At 61.6% G+C, this 13,583-nt stretch carries 13 protein-coding genes and 1 pseudogene; 1 reads left to right on the forward strand and 13 read right to left on the reverse strand.

Annotation, left to right across the window (positions count from 1 at the left end; translation table 11 throughout):
* Positions 1 to 147 precede the first annotated feature (147 nt).
* The 11 genes from RB548_RS30320 to RB548_RS30370 form a co-directional block, all read right to left on the reverse strand.
* On the reverse strand, positions 148 to 750 hold the full coding sequence (locus tag RB548_RS30320; RefSeq protein WP_331376077.1) for a nitroreductase family protein: 603 nt from the start codon (positions 748 to 750) through the stop codon (positions 148 to 150).
* A 54-nt stretch (positions 751 to 804) separates the two neighbouring features.
* Positions 805 to 1,008, reverse strand: a complete 204-nt coding sequence (locus tag RB548_RS30325) for a hypothetical protein (protein WP_331376078.1) — start codon at positions 1,006 to 1,008, stop codon at positions 805 to 807.
* A complete protein-coding gene (locus tag RB548_RS30330) occupies positions 1,005 to 1,601 on the reverse strand; it encodes a 2-hydroxychromene-2-carboxylate isomerase (RefSeq protein WP_331376079.1) in 597 nt (198 codons plus the stop codon). Before RB548_RS30330 ends, RB548_RS30325 begins: the two co-directional genes overlap by 4 nt.
* A 40-nt stretch (positions 1,602 to 1,641) precedes the next feature.
* Positions 1,642 to 2,721, reverse strand: a complete 1,080-nt coding sequence (locus tag RB548_RS30335; RefSeq protein ID WP_331376080.1) for an LLM class flavin-dependent oxidoreductase — start codon at positions 2,719 to 2,721, stop codon at positions 1,642 to 1,644.
* Between the two features lie 13 nt (positions 2,722 to 2,734).
* Entirely contained in the window at positions 2,735 to 3,667 is a 933-nt protein-coding gene (locus RB548_RS30340) for an ABC transporter substrate-binding protein (RefSeq protein WP_331376081.1), read from the reverse strand.
* Between the two features lie 67 nt (positions 3,668 to 3,734).
* Entirely contained in the window at positions 3,735 to 4,679 is a 945-nt protein-coding gene (locus RB548_RS30345; protein ID WP_331376082.1) for an ABC transporter substrate-binding protein, read from the reverse strand.
* Between the two features lie 75 nt (positions 4,680 to 4,754).
* Positions 4,755 to 6,524: an amino acid ABC transporter permease/ATP-binding protein gene (locus tag RB548_RS30350; RefSeq protein WP_331376083.1), complete on the reverse strand. Its 1,770-nt coding sequence runs from the start codon at positions 6,522 to 6,524 to the stop codon at positions 4,755 to 4,757.
* A 62-nt stretch (positions 6,525 to 6,586) separates the two neighbouring features.
* Positions 6,587 to 7,138 (reverse strand): GNAT family N-acetyltransferase, encoded by a 552-nt coding sequence (locus RB548_RS30355; RefSeq protein ID WP_331376084.1) that lies wholly within the window; start codon positions 7,136 to 7,138, stop codon positions 6,587 to 6,589.
* A complete protein-coding gene (locus RB548_RS30360; RefSeq protein WP_331376085.1) occupies positions 7,135 to 8,349 on the reverse strand; it encodes a M20 aminoacylase family protein in 1,215 nt (404 codons plus the stop codon). Before RB548_RS30360 ends, RB548_RS30355 begins: the two co-directional genes overlap by 4 nt.
* Before the next feature lie 19 nt (positions 8,350 to 8,368).
* A complete protein-coding gene (locus RB548_RS30365; RefSeq protein ID WP_331376086.1) occupies positions 8,369 to 9,712 on the reverse strand; it encodes an LLM class flavin-dependent oxidoreductase in 1,344 nt (447 codons plus the stop codon).
* Between the two features lie 24 nt (positions 9,713 to 9,736).
* The gene (locus RB548_RS30370) at positions 9,737 to 10,729 is read right to left on the reverse strand and encodes an LLM class flavin-dependent oxidoreductase (RefSeq protein ID WP_331376087.1); all 993 of its coding nucleotides are present in this window, start codon (positions 10,727 to 10,729) and stop codon (positions 9,737 to 9,739) included.
* Between the two features lie 184 nt (positions 10,730 to 10,913).
* Here RB548_RS30370 and RB548_RS30375 point away from each other — a divergent pair, with 184 nt between their 5' ends.
* Positions 10,914 to 11,189, forward strand: a complete 276-nt coding sequence (locus RB548_RS30375) for a hypothetical protein (RefSeq protein WP_331376088.1) — start codon at positions 10,914 to 10,916, stop codon at positions 11,187 to 11,189.
* Positions 11,190 to 11,277: 88 nt separating this feature from the next.
* On the opposite strand, the pseudogene epsC reads toward RB548_RS30375, so the two are convergent.
* A pseudogene (gene epsC / locus RB548_RS30380) lies at positions 11,278 to 12,125 on the reverse strand (serine O-acetyltransferase EpsC).
* A 59-nt stretch (positions 12,126 to 12,184) separates the two neighbouring features.
* Complete coding sequence (locus tag RB548_RS30385) at positions 12,185 to 13,222, reverse strand: isopenicillin N synthase family dioxygenase (protein WP_331376089.1); 1,038 nt, start codon at positions 13,220 to 13,222, stop codon at positions 12,185 to 12,187.
* Positions 13,223 to 13,583: the final 361 nt, after the last annotated feature.

Genomic DNA, 13,583 nt, shown 5'->3' on the forward strand with positions numbered 1-13,583 from the left:
CCCCGAAGCGCATCGGGACGAACGGCCAACTACCCGCAACCGGGTCCTCGGCGTGGTTTTACAGCTGTACCGCCCGGAGATCACGGCCGCCCTTCGGCGCCCGCGCACCGTTTGCGCAGGCACTCATCTGCCAGTTGATTGTCAGCGCTACGCAGCCTCGAAGCGCCCCTCGGAAACGATCTCCGACAGTGCCTTGCGATGGCTCGGAGCCTCCCGCTGTTGCAGCGGCTCGGGCAACTGCGCCTTGTCGCCGACGCGGCCGATCGCGACCGCCGCCTCGACTCGATAGTTGGCGGGAACGCCGAGTTCGGTTCGCGCCCGCTCGTAGTCGATGCCGGCCATTCCGTGGGCCTGCCAGCCGGAGTAGGCAGCCTGCAAGGCCAAGGCGCCCCATGCGGCGCCCGCATCGAAAGAGTGCGTGTAGGAGGGAACTTCTTCCTTCGCGCCAGGCGGCAGCAGTGACGTTCGCGAGAGCACGAAAATCAAGGCCGAAGCCCGGCTGGCCCAACTGCGATTGAATTCGTTGAGCAGGCCGAGCAGCTTCTCCCAGTCCTTGCCGCCGCGTCGTGCGTAGACGAAATGCCATGGCTGGGCATTGTAGGCCGAGGGCGCCCAGCGGGCGGCTTCCAGTATCTCGAAGACCTCCGCTTGCGAAATCTCGACGCTGGCATAGGCGCGTGGCGACCAGCGCTCGAGGAAGAGCGGGTTAATCGGATGTTCGGCCGTACGGGAGTTCACTTGCACTGTCATTGAGATCTTCCTGTCATCAAAGTCGTGTTGCGTTCAAATTTAAGGAATTGCCGCTCACCACACCTCGTGTCGATCGCGCTGGCGCTTGAGGTTCGAAAGCTCATCGGAGAGTTCAGCGATGCGGTCCCGGAGCTCGGAGGCGGTCCCGTCATCGAAATCGTCAAAGCCCAAACAGTCGCGTGCCTCGTAGAACTCAAGCCTGTCCTGCAAGGCATCCCGGATGGCATTCAGGCGCTCATACTGCCGCAACATGCTCATGGCTTGTCTCCGCTCAGGTGCATCGCGAGAAAGAACAGATTGTCCTGCCCCCAATAGATTTCGCCGTCATAACCGAAGGTCGGAAAGCCGAAGACGCCGCTTCGGATGGCATGTTGGCGATCGGCGGCCCACTTGGCATTTACATCGTCATCGCCTTCGCGCGCTGCGAGCGCGCCGCCATCGAAACCGGCATCATCCGCGACCGTCTTTCGAACGGACATGTCGCCAATGTCCCTGTCTTCCACCCAGAAGGCCATCTGCAGCGCCTCCGTCAGGGTTAGCCAATCGGCGCCGTCCAGGTAGGCGGCGATAACCATGCGGGATGCAGATGTCGGATCGCCGAGCGTCGGGCGATTGTCGAGAAGCAGCGGCTTGCCGCGAAGCTGGCTCCAGCGTCTCAAGTCGCGCGCGCCATAGGCCCGTCGGGCTTCCGGACGGTTGCGCGAGAAAATCCCGCCATTCTCCTCGATCACGGTCGAGAGAAACGGCTTGATCTCTGCGCCATGCTCACGGGCGAGTGCGACGAAGGCCTCAAGCCCGATGAACGACCAGGGCGAGCCAATGGAGAAGAAATAGTCGACGGTTTTCGTCACGCGAGAGGTGTCCTTCTTGCATGTAATGCGCTGCCACTGATCAGGCGGTGGCTTGGTCGTTCGAGCGCGCGGAAATTTGTGCTGTGTGTCCAGAAACGGCAGGTGACGGTCGCGGCCACCCGAGCGCCGGCGCGATACGTGTCACGACATCTTCGAGGATCTGGCGATATTCCTCCTCTTCGAACTCGTAAGGCAGTTCGAGCCGAAGCTCGCTCACCTGCGGCAGGATCGGATCGGCAAACAACCGCTCCAGTATTTCGTCCGAGGTGCCGACCAGATCGCGGGCAAAGAGCGTCCGACGTTCGCCCTGTGGCGAGAGCGTACGAGCGTGTCGCCCGGCCACATAGTCGCGGTAGCGCCGCCGTGTCACGGCATCGGCGCCGTCGAGCGGAACAATCACCCGACCGAGCGCCACCCGCTTCCCGGCGCCGCCGGAGGACCGGTAAGTCTCAAGCTGTCGCGCCTGCGCGACGAAGAAATCATCGGTTTCCTCGCCGGTGGTGACATTGCCGATCAGCAGGTTGAAGCCGGTCGCCCCCGCCCATTCGGCCGAACGAAGCGAACCGCCGCCATACCAGAGGCGCTCGACAAGCCCCACGGCGTAAGGCTGCAGACGGGGGCGCTTGAGACCGAAGGGCGTCGAAATAAGCGTCTCCTCGCCGCCGAGGAGATTGCTGTGCAGGTTCGCGGCAAAACGAAGGACGCGTGCGTGTGAGAAATCGTAGGCCGACCAATCGCCGTCGAAGGCCAAGGGAGCGATCAGGTCCAGATGCGGCGGGCGACTGGCACTCAAGCCGATATTGAGTCGGCCGCGCGAAAGGACATCGACCGTCGCTAGATCCTCAGCGAGGCGAAAGGGATTTTCATAGCCGATCGGGATCACGGCCGTGCCCAGCTCGATCCGGGTTGTTCTCTGGGTCGCCGCCGCCAGAAAGGCCGCTGCCGAGGAAATACCGGGTTCAAGGTGCCTCTGGCGCACCCAAGCGCTCTCAAAGCCCAGCGCCTCGCCATATTCCAGCAGCGTCAGGGTCTTCTCCAGCCCTTCGAGCGGATTGTCGTGGCGATAATTGCCTGGGCTGAGGAAACCGATATGGCGGATCGAGATGGTGCGGCCGGTCATCTTCAAGCCATCCTCAGAATTTCGGCAGGCCTGGGGGATTGGTTTCCGACCTGGGCAAGGCCTCCTCGGAGAGGCGCCAGCGATCGAGGATCTTGGAATAGATTCCGCTCTCGATGAGACCGTTGGTGGCGATGGTGAGCGCATTGGCGAGACCGCTGCCTTTGTGCGTGGTAATCGCGACGTCGGATCGCTCCGGCCAGCCGGCACTCAAGGTACCAACGCGCTTGATCTTCCTGTCACGCGCCGCGATGAAGACCAACTGCGCGTGCGGCTGAACGATCACGTCGGCGCGCCCGGATGCCAGCGCCACGAGGCTTGCCGCCTCGTCGTCATAATACTGCAGTTCCAGAGGCTTCAGCCCTGCCGCGATATTCTCTTCGTTCCATTTCAGGAGGATGCGTTCCTGATTGGTGCCGGCGCCGACGATGATCCGAAGACCCGCCGCGTCCTTCGGCTTCTTGATCGAGGTGATCGCGCTGTCCGATTTGACGAAGAAACCGTGCAGGCCCTGGCGATAGGACGAGAAGTCGAACTTCTCCTTGCGCTGCTCGGTCACGCCGACATTCGAAATCACCGCATCGTATTTGCCCGAGGTCAGGCCGAGCGGCCAGTCGATCCAGGCGACGGGCACGAGTTCGAGACTTAAGCCCAGGCTGTCGGCAACGGCTTGCGCATATTCCGGATCGGCGCCGATGACGGTCCTGGCATCGGTCGCATACGTCGCAAGCGGCGGTCCACCCGGACTGACCGCCACGGTGAACTTACCGGGCGTTACGAACTCGAAGTCGGCGGGGATCGCCGCGATTGCCCTTTCGTCTTTTTCGGCGCGGACGCGGCCCGGCTGCCCCGGGCTGAGATCAAAGCCGGCATCGGCCTGCGCCGAACTGAAATGAAGGAGTGCCGCTATTGTTGCGACGAATAAGCGCTTAACCGAAATCCCAACCATGCCTGTCTTCTCCTAAGGAAATGGGAGACCGGCGGCGGGCAGGCCGCCGGTCGAACAAACGATTTAATCAGGAGCCGCTCTTCGGCAGGCCGGGGGGATTTGTCTGCGATGCATCCACCGCCTCGTCGGTGACGCTCCAACGCTTCAAGACTTCGCTGTATTTGCCGTTCTTGATCAGATCATTGATGGCAATGGTGATCGCATCGGCAAGACCGGCCCCCTTGCGCGTCGTCACCGCGATTTCCGCCGTGAGCGGCCAGCCGCCACTGACGATGCCGACGACCTTCGTGTCGTTCTTGATCGACGCGGCGTAGGCGCGCGTCGCGTTCGGATTGAACTCGACGTCGGCGCGGCCGGACTGCAGCGCGAGGTCGGACGCGGCGCGATCATCGTAGTATTGCACCTCGATCGGCTTCAGGCCGGCGGCAACATTCTGCCGATCCCATTCGAGAATGATCTTCTCCTGATTGGTACCGGCGCCGGTGATGACCTTCAGTCCCGCCACATCCTTCGGCTCCTTGATGGAGGTGATGGGGCTATCCGCCTTGACGAAGAAACCGAGCACGTCCTTGCGGTAGGTGGAGAAGTCGAAATTCTCCTTGCGCTCCTCTGTGACGGTTACGTTGCTGATCACCGCGTCGTACTTGCCGGAACTGACGCCGAGCGGCCAGTCCGCCCAGGCGACCGCGACGACTTCGAGTTCAAGACCAAGGGAATCGGCGAGAAGCGAGGCAATATCCGGATCGGCGCCGACGACTGTCTTCGAGTCCGTTGCATAGGTGGCGATCGGCGGATCCCAGGGATTGATGGCGACGGTGAACTTGCCCGGGGACACGAACTTGAAGTCGGGGGCGATCGCCTTGATCGCCGCCTCGTTCTTGTCGGCGCGAAGGCGATTGGAGGTATCGGGACTGAGATCAAACTTCTCCTCGGTCCAGGCCGGGCCGATACCAAAGGTCGATGCTGCGACCGCTCCAGCGAGGAGCAATTTTGCGATGCCGAAGACTGCCATCTGTATTTGACTCCTTTTCATCCAAAAGTTGTGGCTCATGTCGCTCCGGACCCGTTGCCGGCATGCAGGCGGTATTCAAAGAACCCTTGCGAGAAATTCGCGCATACGCGGGTGCTGTGCTTCGTTGAAAATACGCGCGGGCGGCCCCTGCTCGAGCACGCGGCCCGCCTCCATGAAGACCACGGTGTCGGCGACCTCGCGGGCAAAGCCGATTTCATGGGTGACGATCACAAGTGTCGTCCCGGTGCGCGCCAGCTCCTTGATCACGTCCAGCACTTCGCCGACGAGTTCGGGGTCGAGCGCCGACGTCGGCTCATCGAAGAGCAGGACCTTGGGGCGCAGGGCCAGGGAGCGGGCGATTGCGACACGCTGCTGCTGACCGCCCGAAAGCTGGCGCGGATAGGCATTGATCTTGTCGCTCAAACCGACGCGGGTGATCAGCTCATGTGCCAGGCGGATGGCCTCGTCCCGGCCAAGACCGCGCACGTGCAGCGGCGCTTCGACGAGGTTTTCGAGCACGGTCAGGTGTGGAAACAGATTGAAGTTCTGGAACACCATGCCGATGTCGGCGCGGCGCTTCAGTATGTCCTTTTCTTTCAGTTCATAGAGCGTGTCGCCCTTCTGCCGGTAGCCGACGAGATCCCCATCGATCGAAATGAACCCGTCGTCGACCCGCTCGAGGTGATTGATCGTCCTGAGCAGGGTGGATTTGCCGGAGCCGGAGGGGCCGAGGATTGCCGTGACGCTGCCAGCGGGCAGATTCAGCTCGACATCGTCCAGAACCTTGAGCGACCCGAAGCTCTTGGAGATGCCGTGAACATGCACGGCGCCGCCGGGGCGGAAGACGTGCGCGTCGCGAAAGCCGGTCTTGCCCGCGGTCGCTGCCGGGATGTCGGAAAGGGGGCGACGGAAGCGCGAGAAGATGGCCTGGAAGGGCAACGGATCCGGGTTGCGAACTGCGCCCTTCGAAAAATACCGCTCGATATAGTGCTGGGCGATCGAGAGACCGGTCATGATCACGAGGTACCAGATGGTCGCCACCATCAGGAGCGGAATGACTTCGAGGTTGCGGCGATAGATGACCTGAACCGTATAGAACAGCTCCGGCAGCGCCAGCACGTAGACCATCGAGGTGCTTTTCGCGAGACCGATGATCTCGTTGAAGCCGGTCGGCAGGATCGAGCGCATGGCTTGCGGCAGCACGATACGGAACGCTTGTCGACTGCGTGGCAGACCGAGGGCGGCTGCCGCCTCGTGCTGTCCATGGTCGACGGAGAGTATGCCGCCGCGCACGATCTCGGCGAAGAAGGCCGACTGATTGAGGGTCAAGCCCAGGAACGCAGCCGCAAACGGCGTCAGCAATTGCGTCATCGGATAGTTCAGAAACACGGTGTCGGTGAAGGGGACACTGAGGGTGATCGTCTCGTAGAGATAGCCAAGATTGTTGAGCACGAGCAGCAGGACGATGAGCGGGATCGAGCGCAGCAGCCAGATATAGCCAAACGAGAGACTGGCAAGCAGGGGCGACTTCGAAACCCTTGCAAGCGCCAGACCGGTCCCGAGAAGCGAGCCGGAAACAGTCGCCAACGCCGTCAGCAGCAGCGTCCGCCCAAGGCCGGCAAGAACCGGCTCGGCGAAAAACCATTCGGCGAAGACCGGCCAGCCCCAGCGCGGATTGGTGAGCACTGAATAGAGCACCGCTGCGATGACCACAGCGGCAAACAACGAACCAAGCGCACGACCCGGGTGACGGGCCGGAACGATCCGGTAATGCGCGTAGTTCGAATTGGCGCCGCGTTCTCGTTCGGCGTCGGCGGCGCCTGCAAGATCTGTCAGAAGTGCCATCGTGCATCCTCTCTGAGGTGGTTCGTGCCGCGCGGAAAATTTGGTGGGAGAGAACCGGCGCTCTAGGGGTGGCTCGCGGTTACGGGCTCTGCCACGAGCGCCGCACCCAAAAACGCGGATGATGCCAGGAGATGGGAAATGTCCTTCTCGAAAGGCAGCGTCTTGTAGACCTCCGGATCGGCCTCGATGTCGAAGAGCGCAGTATAACCGTTCGAGAGATAGAGCCCGACGGCCTCAGGCTGCCGGAATCCGGTCGTCAGATAGATCCGCGAATAGCCTTGGCGCGCGGCCTGCGCCTCGAGCTCCAGGACGACCTTGCGCGCAAGCCCCTGGCGGCGCAGATCTGAACGCGTCCATATCCGCTTGAATTCAGCCGTCCTGTCGTCGTAGTGCTTGAATGCACCGCCGCCGATCGTTTCGCTGTTTCGGATCAGGAGCACGAAATTGCCATGCGGTGGAGCAAAGGCCTCGGGCGGATAGCGATTGAGCTCGGCGGCCGCGCCCTGTTCGTCGAAATAGGTGCCGTAGCGGCTGTCATATTCGAAGATGAGCTCGTCGATCAGCGGTTTTGCACGTGGATCGAGTGGCGACGTGTAGACAAACGTGTCGCTCATGCCGGTCTCCAGTTCTTGGAATCATTGCGCAGGAAAGTTTCGGCGAGCCGCACCCAATAGCGAGCAGCGGGTGCGATGATCCCATCGTCGAAGTTGTAGTGGGGGCTATGCAACGCGGCGCTCTCTCCGTTGCCGACGAAGAGGTAGCTGCCGGGCTGGCGCGCGAGGAAGAAGGCAAAGTCCTCACTAGCGGTGCGCGGTTTGAACTCCTGTTCGATCCAGCCTTCGCCGAAGGTGTCGACCGCGACACGGCGCGCGAATGCCGTTTCTTCCTCATGGTTGACGACCGCTGGGAAGCCGAGCCGGTAGTCGACGTCAGCGCACGCCCCGAAGCTTTCGGCCTGTGCCCGGGCAAGCGCTGCGATGCGTGTCTTCAACTGCTGGCGAACTGCTTCGCTGTAGCTTCTGACCGTCAGTTTGATCTCGACTGTTTCCGGGATCACGTTCGACGCTGATCCGCCGTGAATCGACCCGACGGTAATGACGGCCATATCTCGCGGATCCACGTTGCGCGAAACGACACTCTGCAATGCTGTGATGAACGACGCTGCTGCTACGACCGGATCGACCGCATTATGAGGCTCTGCGCCGTGACCACCCCTGCCCTTGATATGAATTATCGCCTGATCGACCGACGCCATTGCCGGTCCCGCAACGAACCCGAAACGGCCAATGGCGAGACCAGGCCAATTGTGCAAGCCGAAGACCGCATCAACCGGGAAGCGTTCGAATAGCCCGTCCGACAGCATTTTGCGCGCCCCGGCCCCGATCTCCTCCGCTGGTTGAAAAATGAGCCTCAGCGTACCGGAGAAGCGGCCGCTTTCGGCAAGATAGCGTGCTGCGGTAAGAAGAATCGCCGTGTGGCCGTCATGACCGCAGGCATGCATGAGACCCGGCTCCTGGCTCGCATACGAGAGGTTGGTTTTCTCGTCGATAGGCAGCGCATCCATGTCGGCGCGGATGCCGATGCGCCGAGTGCCGTCCCCGCGCTGGAGTGTCGCCACGACGCCTGTTCCGGCGATACCTGTCGCAACCTCGTATCCCCAGCTTGCAAGCAAAGTCGCGACGATGCCGCTCGTGCGGACTTCCTGAAACGCGAGTTCCGGATTTCGGTGAAGATCATGCCGCAACTCAATCATCTCGCCGATGTAGGCAGCGATCCCTTGCTCGACGTCATCGATGAAATGGGCATTGTTGGTGATCGCATTCATGCCGGACACCTCCCAACCGTCACCCGTGCGCTCTTTGCGTGATTTCCTGCGATGCGGCGCTGTAGCGGCTCTCCCGGTAGGGCAGCGCAAGATGGTCGCGTAGTGTTTCGCCTTTCAGAGCGCGCTCGAAATAACCGCGCTGTTCCAGGATTGGCAGTACGTGTGCAACGAAGTCATCCAACCCCTCGGCGATCACGGGGAACCCGAGAATGAAGCCGTCGGCGGCTTCCGCATCGACCCAGCGGACGATCTCGTCGGCAATTTGCTCGGCAGTGCCGATAAAAGCGGTCCTCGGCGTCGCGACGTCGAGCGCGATCTCGCGAAGCGTCGCCTCGGTTTCACGTGCCGTCTTCTTGATGCGATCCGTGGTGGCGCGGAAACTGTTCTTGCCGATATCGCCGATGTCGGGAAAAGGTTCGTCGAGTGGATAGGCGCTGAAATCGTGGTGATCGAAGAAGCGGCCGAGATAGAGGAGCGCCTCCTCGATCGTTACAAGGCCGCGGATCGCCTGATACTTGGTCTCGGCGTCCTCGGCTGTCCTGCCGACGATCGGGCCGATGCCGGGAAAGATGCCGACATCGGCCGCCCGCCGCCCCTGAGCAACCGCACTTTGCTTGACCTGTTTGTAGAAGGCCTTGGCGTCCTCGATCGGCCCTCCATTCGTGAACACGGCGTCGGCATGTTTGCCGGCGAGCCGGACGCCTGAATCGGAGGCTCCGGCCTGGAAGACGACCGGCTGCCCCTGTTTCGAGCGGCTGATATTCAACGGCCCTTCGATCTGGAAGAAGCGCCCTTTGTGGTTCAGCCGATGCATCTTCGTCTTGTCGACGTAAACCCCCTTTTCACGATCGCGCACGAAGGCATCGTCGTCCCAGGAGTCCCAGAGCCCCTTGATCGCATCGAGGTATTCGTCGGCGATCTCGTAGCGCAGTTCATGTTCGGGATGCGGTCTTCCGTAGTTGCGGCCCGAGCCCTCCAACGGAGAGGTCACGGCATTCCAGCCGGCGCGCCCGCCGCTGATGAGATCGAGCGAGGCGAATTGGCGCGCAATGGTAAACGGGTCGCTGTAGGACGTCGAAACGGTGCCGACGAGCCCGATTTTCGATGTGGAAGCGGCGAGCGCCGACAGGATCGAGATCGGCTCGAAGCGGTTGAGGAAATGCGGGATCGACTGTTCGTTGATGTATAGCCCGTCGGCGACGAAGGCGAAGGCGATGCCGGCAGCTTCCGCCTTCAGCGCAGTCTCGACGAAGAAGCCGAAGTTAATGCTCGCGTCGGCCGGCCCGCTCGGATGTTTCCAGGCATTCATATGTCCGCCCGGCCCCTGCAGCATGATACCGAAAGTCACGTTCCTGGTGGTCATGGCAAAATGTCCTTCTCCGGATGATCAGGCGACGAGGGAAAGCCGCTCTCTGGCAATGAGCTCGATCGAGGCGAGCCGCTCGGGCGCGCCGACTGCGGGGGTGTCGATGATGAATTCCGTGACGCCATGGCGGCGGTGCAATGCATCGAGTTCGCTGCGCACCTGCCGCGCCGTCCCGCAAACCACGCTCGGCGTCTTTTTCTCGACGCGGTATTCGGTAACACCTGCCTGGCGCGCGAATTCGGCGGCCTGCTCCTCGCTGCCGACATTGACGCTCTGGCCGTTGGCAAGGAAAACCTTGAAGATCCTGAGTTCCGCCACGCGCTCGCGCGCCCGCTCTTGGCTTTCGGCGGCGAAAGCGGCGAGCGCCAGGATCGGGCGATCGCCACCCGCCGCCTGCTCATAGGCCTTGAAAGTATTTTCCAGATTTTCGGGATCGCCGTTCAGATGACCGGCGAAGACCAGCTTCCAGCCTTTTTCCGCCGCGAGTTTCGCGCTTTCGACGCTGGCTCCGAGCAGGAAACGCTCGGGTGCCGTCGGCGGCAGAGGGGTCGCGTAGAGACCCTCTCGAATCTCACCGGGCGCAAGATAGTGGTTGAGATCGGCAAGCTGCTCGTCAAAGCCTTGCCGGCGCGCCGGGTCGATCGCTGCCTGCAGTGCCCGCGTCGAAAGCGGAAATCCACCTGGCGCCTTGCCCACCCCGAGATCGACGCGGCCGGGCGCCAGCGATGCGAGAAGGTTGAACGTCTCCGCCACCTTGTAGGCGCTGTAATGCTGCAGCATGACGCCGCCCGAACCGACGCGGATCCTCGACGTCTTCGCAAGGAGATAGGCGATCAGCGTTTCCGGCGCCGAGCTCGCAAGGTCCGCCATGTTGTGATGCTCGGCGACCCAGAAACGATGATAGCCCCATTCTTCCGCCTTTACCGCAAGCGCGGTGGTCGCCTGCAACGCCTCTACGGGCGTCCATCCCTGGTCAAGGGGGCTTTTGTCGAGAAGACTGAGAAGATACGACATCCTATGTGTTCCAGACTTTTGTCAGTGCTGCAGCTAAAGTCTATAAAACACATGGATTTTATGATTTATAAGAAATGTATTTCTATTTCTCTTCACGGAATCGGAAAAGATGTGGTCATTAGCCGTGGAAAGAGTTCCAGCCGTCACTCGCGACGGGCGGCACGGCGCTGCCGCGGCCTCCTCGATGAATATCGGCAAAATGAACCATGGCGTTAGGCCAGAATACATGGTGGTCGCCAGAAGCGACGACCGGCGACCAAAGCCACAGCTGCAATGGTCGTGCCGGCAAGTGACGAAACCGATGAGTTCGAAGGAGCTCCGTGCGGCTGCGTTGCAAGATATCGGTCGACGCGTTCAGCCTGATGGAAAAATGGCCCGGCATGAAGAAGGCGCCGAATTTGCCGCCTCGGGCCTCAGCGCGAAGGCCTCAGTGCGCGAGCATCTCTCTGTGGATTGCTGAGAAAGTCGCGTCCCTTCCAAACAGCAGCCCTCATCGCCGCGGCGCTTGCCTTACGCAATCGCCGTAATTCACCAGCAGAGCCGAGGAATCATATGAGATAATCCGGCTCGGTGAGTGCCTGATCCATGGTAACGCCTGGGAGCGTCGTATGTGGCCGACCGACCGGGCGTGCCGGGGCCCCGACGACGGACGTATAGGGGGCCACCGGACAGACGACGACACTGCCGGCACCAACCTTCGCGCCAATGCCGACCTCGATATTGCCCAAGATTTTCGCGCCAGGGCCGATCAGGACACCACGGCGGATCTTCGGATGCCGGTCTCCCGTCTCCTTGCCCGTGCCACCCAGCGTGACGTTCTGCAGAATCGAGACGTCATCCTCGACCACGGCTGTCTCCCCGATCACAAGTCCGCTGCCGTGATCAAGCATGATGCCCCGCCCCATCACGGCGGCGGGGTGGATATCGATCACGAATGTCTCCGAGATGCGGCTCTGGATGTGGAGCGCCAGGTGACGCCGTCGCTTGTTCCACAACCAGTGGGCAATGCGGTAGCCCTGCAAGGCCAGGAACCCCTTGAAATAAAGGAATGGCGTCAGCACCTCGGTGTTGCTCATAGCACGGTCTTTGCCGCCTCGAGATCGGCGGCCGCGGCGCCGAGCAGGCTCGGTCGCTCGAGATAGGCGCGGTAGATGAGCGCCAGCAGTTCGTCACGATCGAGGTAGTGGTCGGCAAGCTTGATCGCCAAGCGGTGCGAGAGGGCATGGCCGAAGCTCGCATGCATCAAAACCGCGGCGTTTGTCGACCGGGCAAGCGCCGGATCGCGGTCGATGGCCGAACGGGCCTCTCGCTGCAATGTTTCCCAAAGGACGGCGACTTTGCGGCGAGCAACATCTTCCACCGGGAGGAAGACGACATTGCTTTTCTGTCCTTGCATCAGATCTTCCTCCTGTCAAAATGACGCCCCCTCCCCACTTGCACGACCAGTCGCGCACCTCAGGTCTTAGGCCGCTCCAGCAGGTGGAGCAGGTCCGGATGGTGTCGCGCGGCAACGTCGGGATGCGAGCGCAGACGGCTCTTCAAATGATTGATGCCGACCTCACGGAAGATGGGATTGAGCGGGTCGGCCGTGACGCCGCGTTCGCCCCGCTTCAGATCCTCTGGCAGAGGGATCACCGGGATGCGCGCGTCGTAACGTGCGCCGAGAAAGAAGGCGACCGAATAGCGTTCAGTGCCACGTGGCGGCGTGACGACGTCGTGGACGTCGGCGCGTACGAAGCCATTGGTGGCGAGTTCGAGCAGTTCACCGCTGTTGATGACGAATGTGCCTGGTACGGGTGGTGCCTCGATCCAAGTGCCCTCTTCCGTCCGGATCCGCAGGCCGGGCACGGTGCCCTGCAGCAGAACGGTCACGAAGCCGCCGTCCTTGTGCGCGCCGACGCCTTGATCGCTGCCGGCTGCCTCACGGCCGGGATACCGGATGATCTTTAGCAGTTGCGAGGGCTGCGGCTCGTAGATTTCAGCAAAGGCGTTTTCCGACTGACCGAGCGCGAGTGCGATTGCTTTCAGCACGTCGATGCCGATGCGCGTGACTTCCGCCTGATAGCGGAGAAGGAGTGCCCTGAGTTCGGGCAGCGCCTGCGGCCACTGGTTCGGGCCGTAGAGCCGGTTCCAAGGCGTATCGGGCCCGGACGCCACCGGCACGCCTTCAGTATTGATGTCGAGCTGCTCGCGCCAATCTTGCTCACCGCGCGTGCGCTCGGAACCAGCCCGATTGTATCCGCGAAAATGCGGGGACTTCACCATCTCGATCGAGAGCTTTTCCTGTTCGGGCAGAGCAAAGAAACGCTTCGAGATTGTGAGCACGTCGTCGATGAGGCTCTGCGGTACACCGTGACCGGTGAGATAGAAGAAGCCGTGATCGTGGAGGACGCGCGTCAGCTCGCCGATGAACGCCGCGCGTTGGTCCGCGCTGCCGTAGAAGCGGGAAAAGTCGATCGTCGGCAATTGGGTTGGCTTGGTGTGGATCGTCAAGGGGGTGCTCCGGAGAAGGTGCTGAGTTTCACTGACAGCTGGCGACAGCTTGATCGGCGGCGGGCAGAAGCCAGACTTTTGCTTACGACCTCCGTCGCTGCCTGTCGCGCAGACTTCAGCGTTTTGCGATTTCGTGAATCCTATGGCGTGCTTGCATTTCACAATAGATCATAAATTCCATGTTTTTTATATATTTAAGGATAACTTACCCCGTTGTCGGGCAGTTCGGCCAAACGGTTTTTCGGTAATTGCGGGGCCGCGCGGTCTATGGCGAACGACCTCGCCCCCGCATGAGCTGGATCGCACCACCAGACAACGGGGACAGCGTTATGGCCTGCACGAGGCTGCGATACCGCGGTCG

This window comes from Sinorhizobium chiapasense (assembly GCF_036488675.1).
Lineage (GTDB): Bacteria > Pseudomonadota > Alphaproteobacteria > Rhizobiales > Rhizobiaceae > Sinorhizobium > Sinorhizobium chiapasense.

What these genes read in the sequence shown, in the direction of transcription:
- RB548_RS30320 (WP_331376077.1), bottom strand. Translation starts at nt 750, where the DNA reads ATGACAGTGCAAGTGAACTCCCGTACGGCCGAACATCCGATTAACCCG.
- RB548_RS30325 (WP_331376078.1), bottom strand. Translation starts at nt 1,008, where the DNA reads ATGAGCATGTTGCGGCAGTATGAGCGCCTGAATGCCATCCGGGATGCC.
- RB548_RS30335 (WP_331376080.1), bottom strand. Translation starts at nt 2,721, where the DNA reads ATGACCGGCCGCACCATCTCGATCCGCCATATCGGTTTCCTCAGCCCA.
- RB548_RS30340 (WP_331376081.1), bottom strand. Translation starts at nt 3,667, where the DNA reads ATGGTTGGGATTTCGGTTAAGCGCTTATTCGTCGCAACAATAGCGGCA.
- RB548_RS30345 (WP_331376082.1), bottom strand. Translation starts at nt 4,679, where the DNA reads ATGGCAGTCTTCGGCATCGCAAAATTGCTCCTCGCTGGAGCGGTCGCA.
- RB548_RS30350 (WP_331376083.1), bottom strand. Translation starts at nt 6,524, where the DNA reads ATGGCACTTCTGACAGATCTTGCAGGCGCCGCCGACGCCGAACGAGAA.
- RB548_RS30355 (WP_331376084.1), bottom strand. Translation starts at nt 7,138, where the DNA reads ATGAGCGACACGTTTGTCTACACGTCGCCACTCGATCCACGTGCAAAA.
- RB548_RS30360 (WP_331376085.1), bottom strand. Translation starts at nt 8,349, where the DNA reads ATGAATGCGATCACCAACAATGCCCATTTCATCGATGACGTCGAGCAA.
- RB548_RS30365 (WP_331376086.1), bottom strand. Translation starts at nt 9,712, where the DNA reads ATGACCACCAGGAACGTGACTTTCGGTATCATGCTGCAGGGGCCGGGC.
- RB548_RS30370 (WP_331376087.1), bottom strand. Translation starts at nt 10,729, where the DNA reads ATGTCGTATCTTCTCAGTCTTCTCGACAAAAGCCCCCTTGACCAGGGA.
- RB548_RS30375 (WP_331376088.1), top strand. Translation starts at nt 10,914, where the DNA reads ATGAATATCGGCAAAATGAACCATGGCGTTAGGCCAGAATACATGGTG.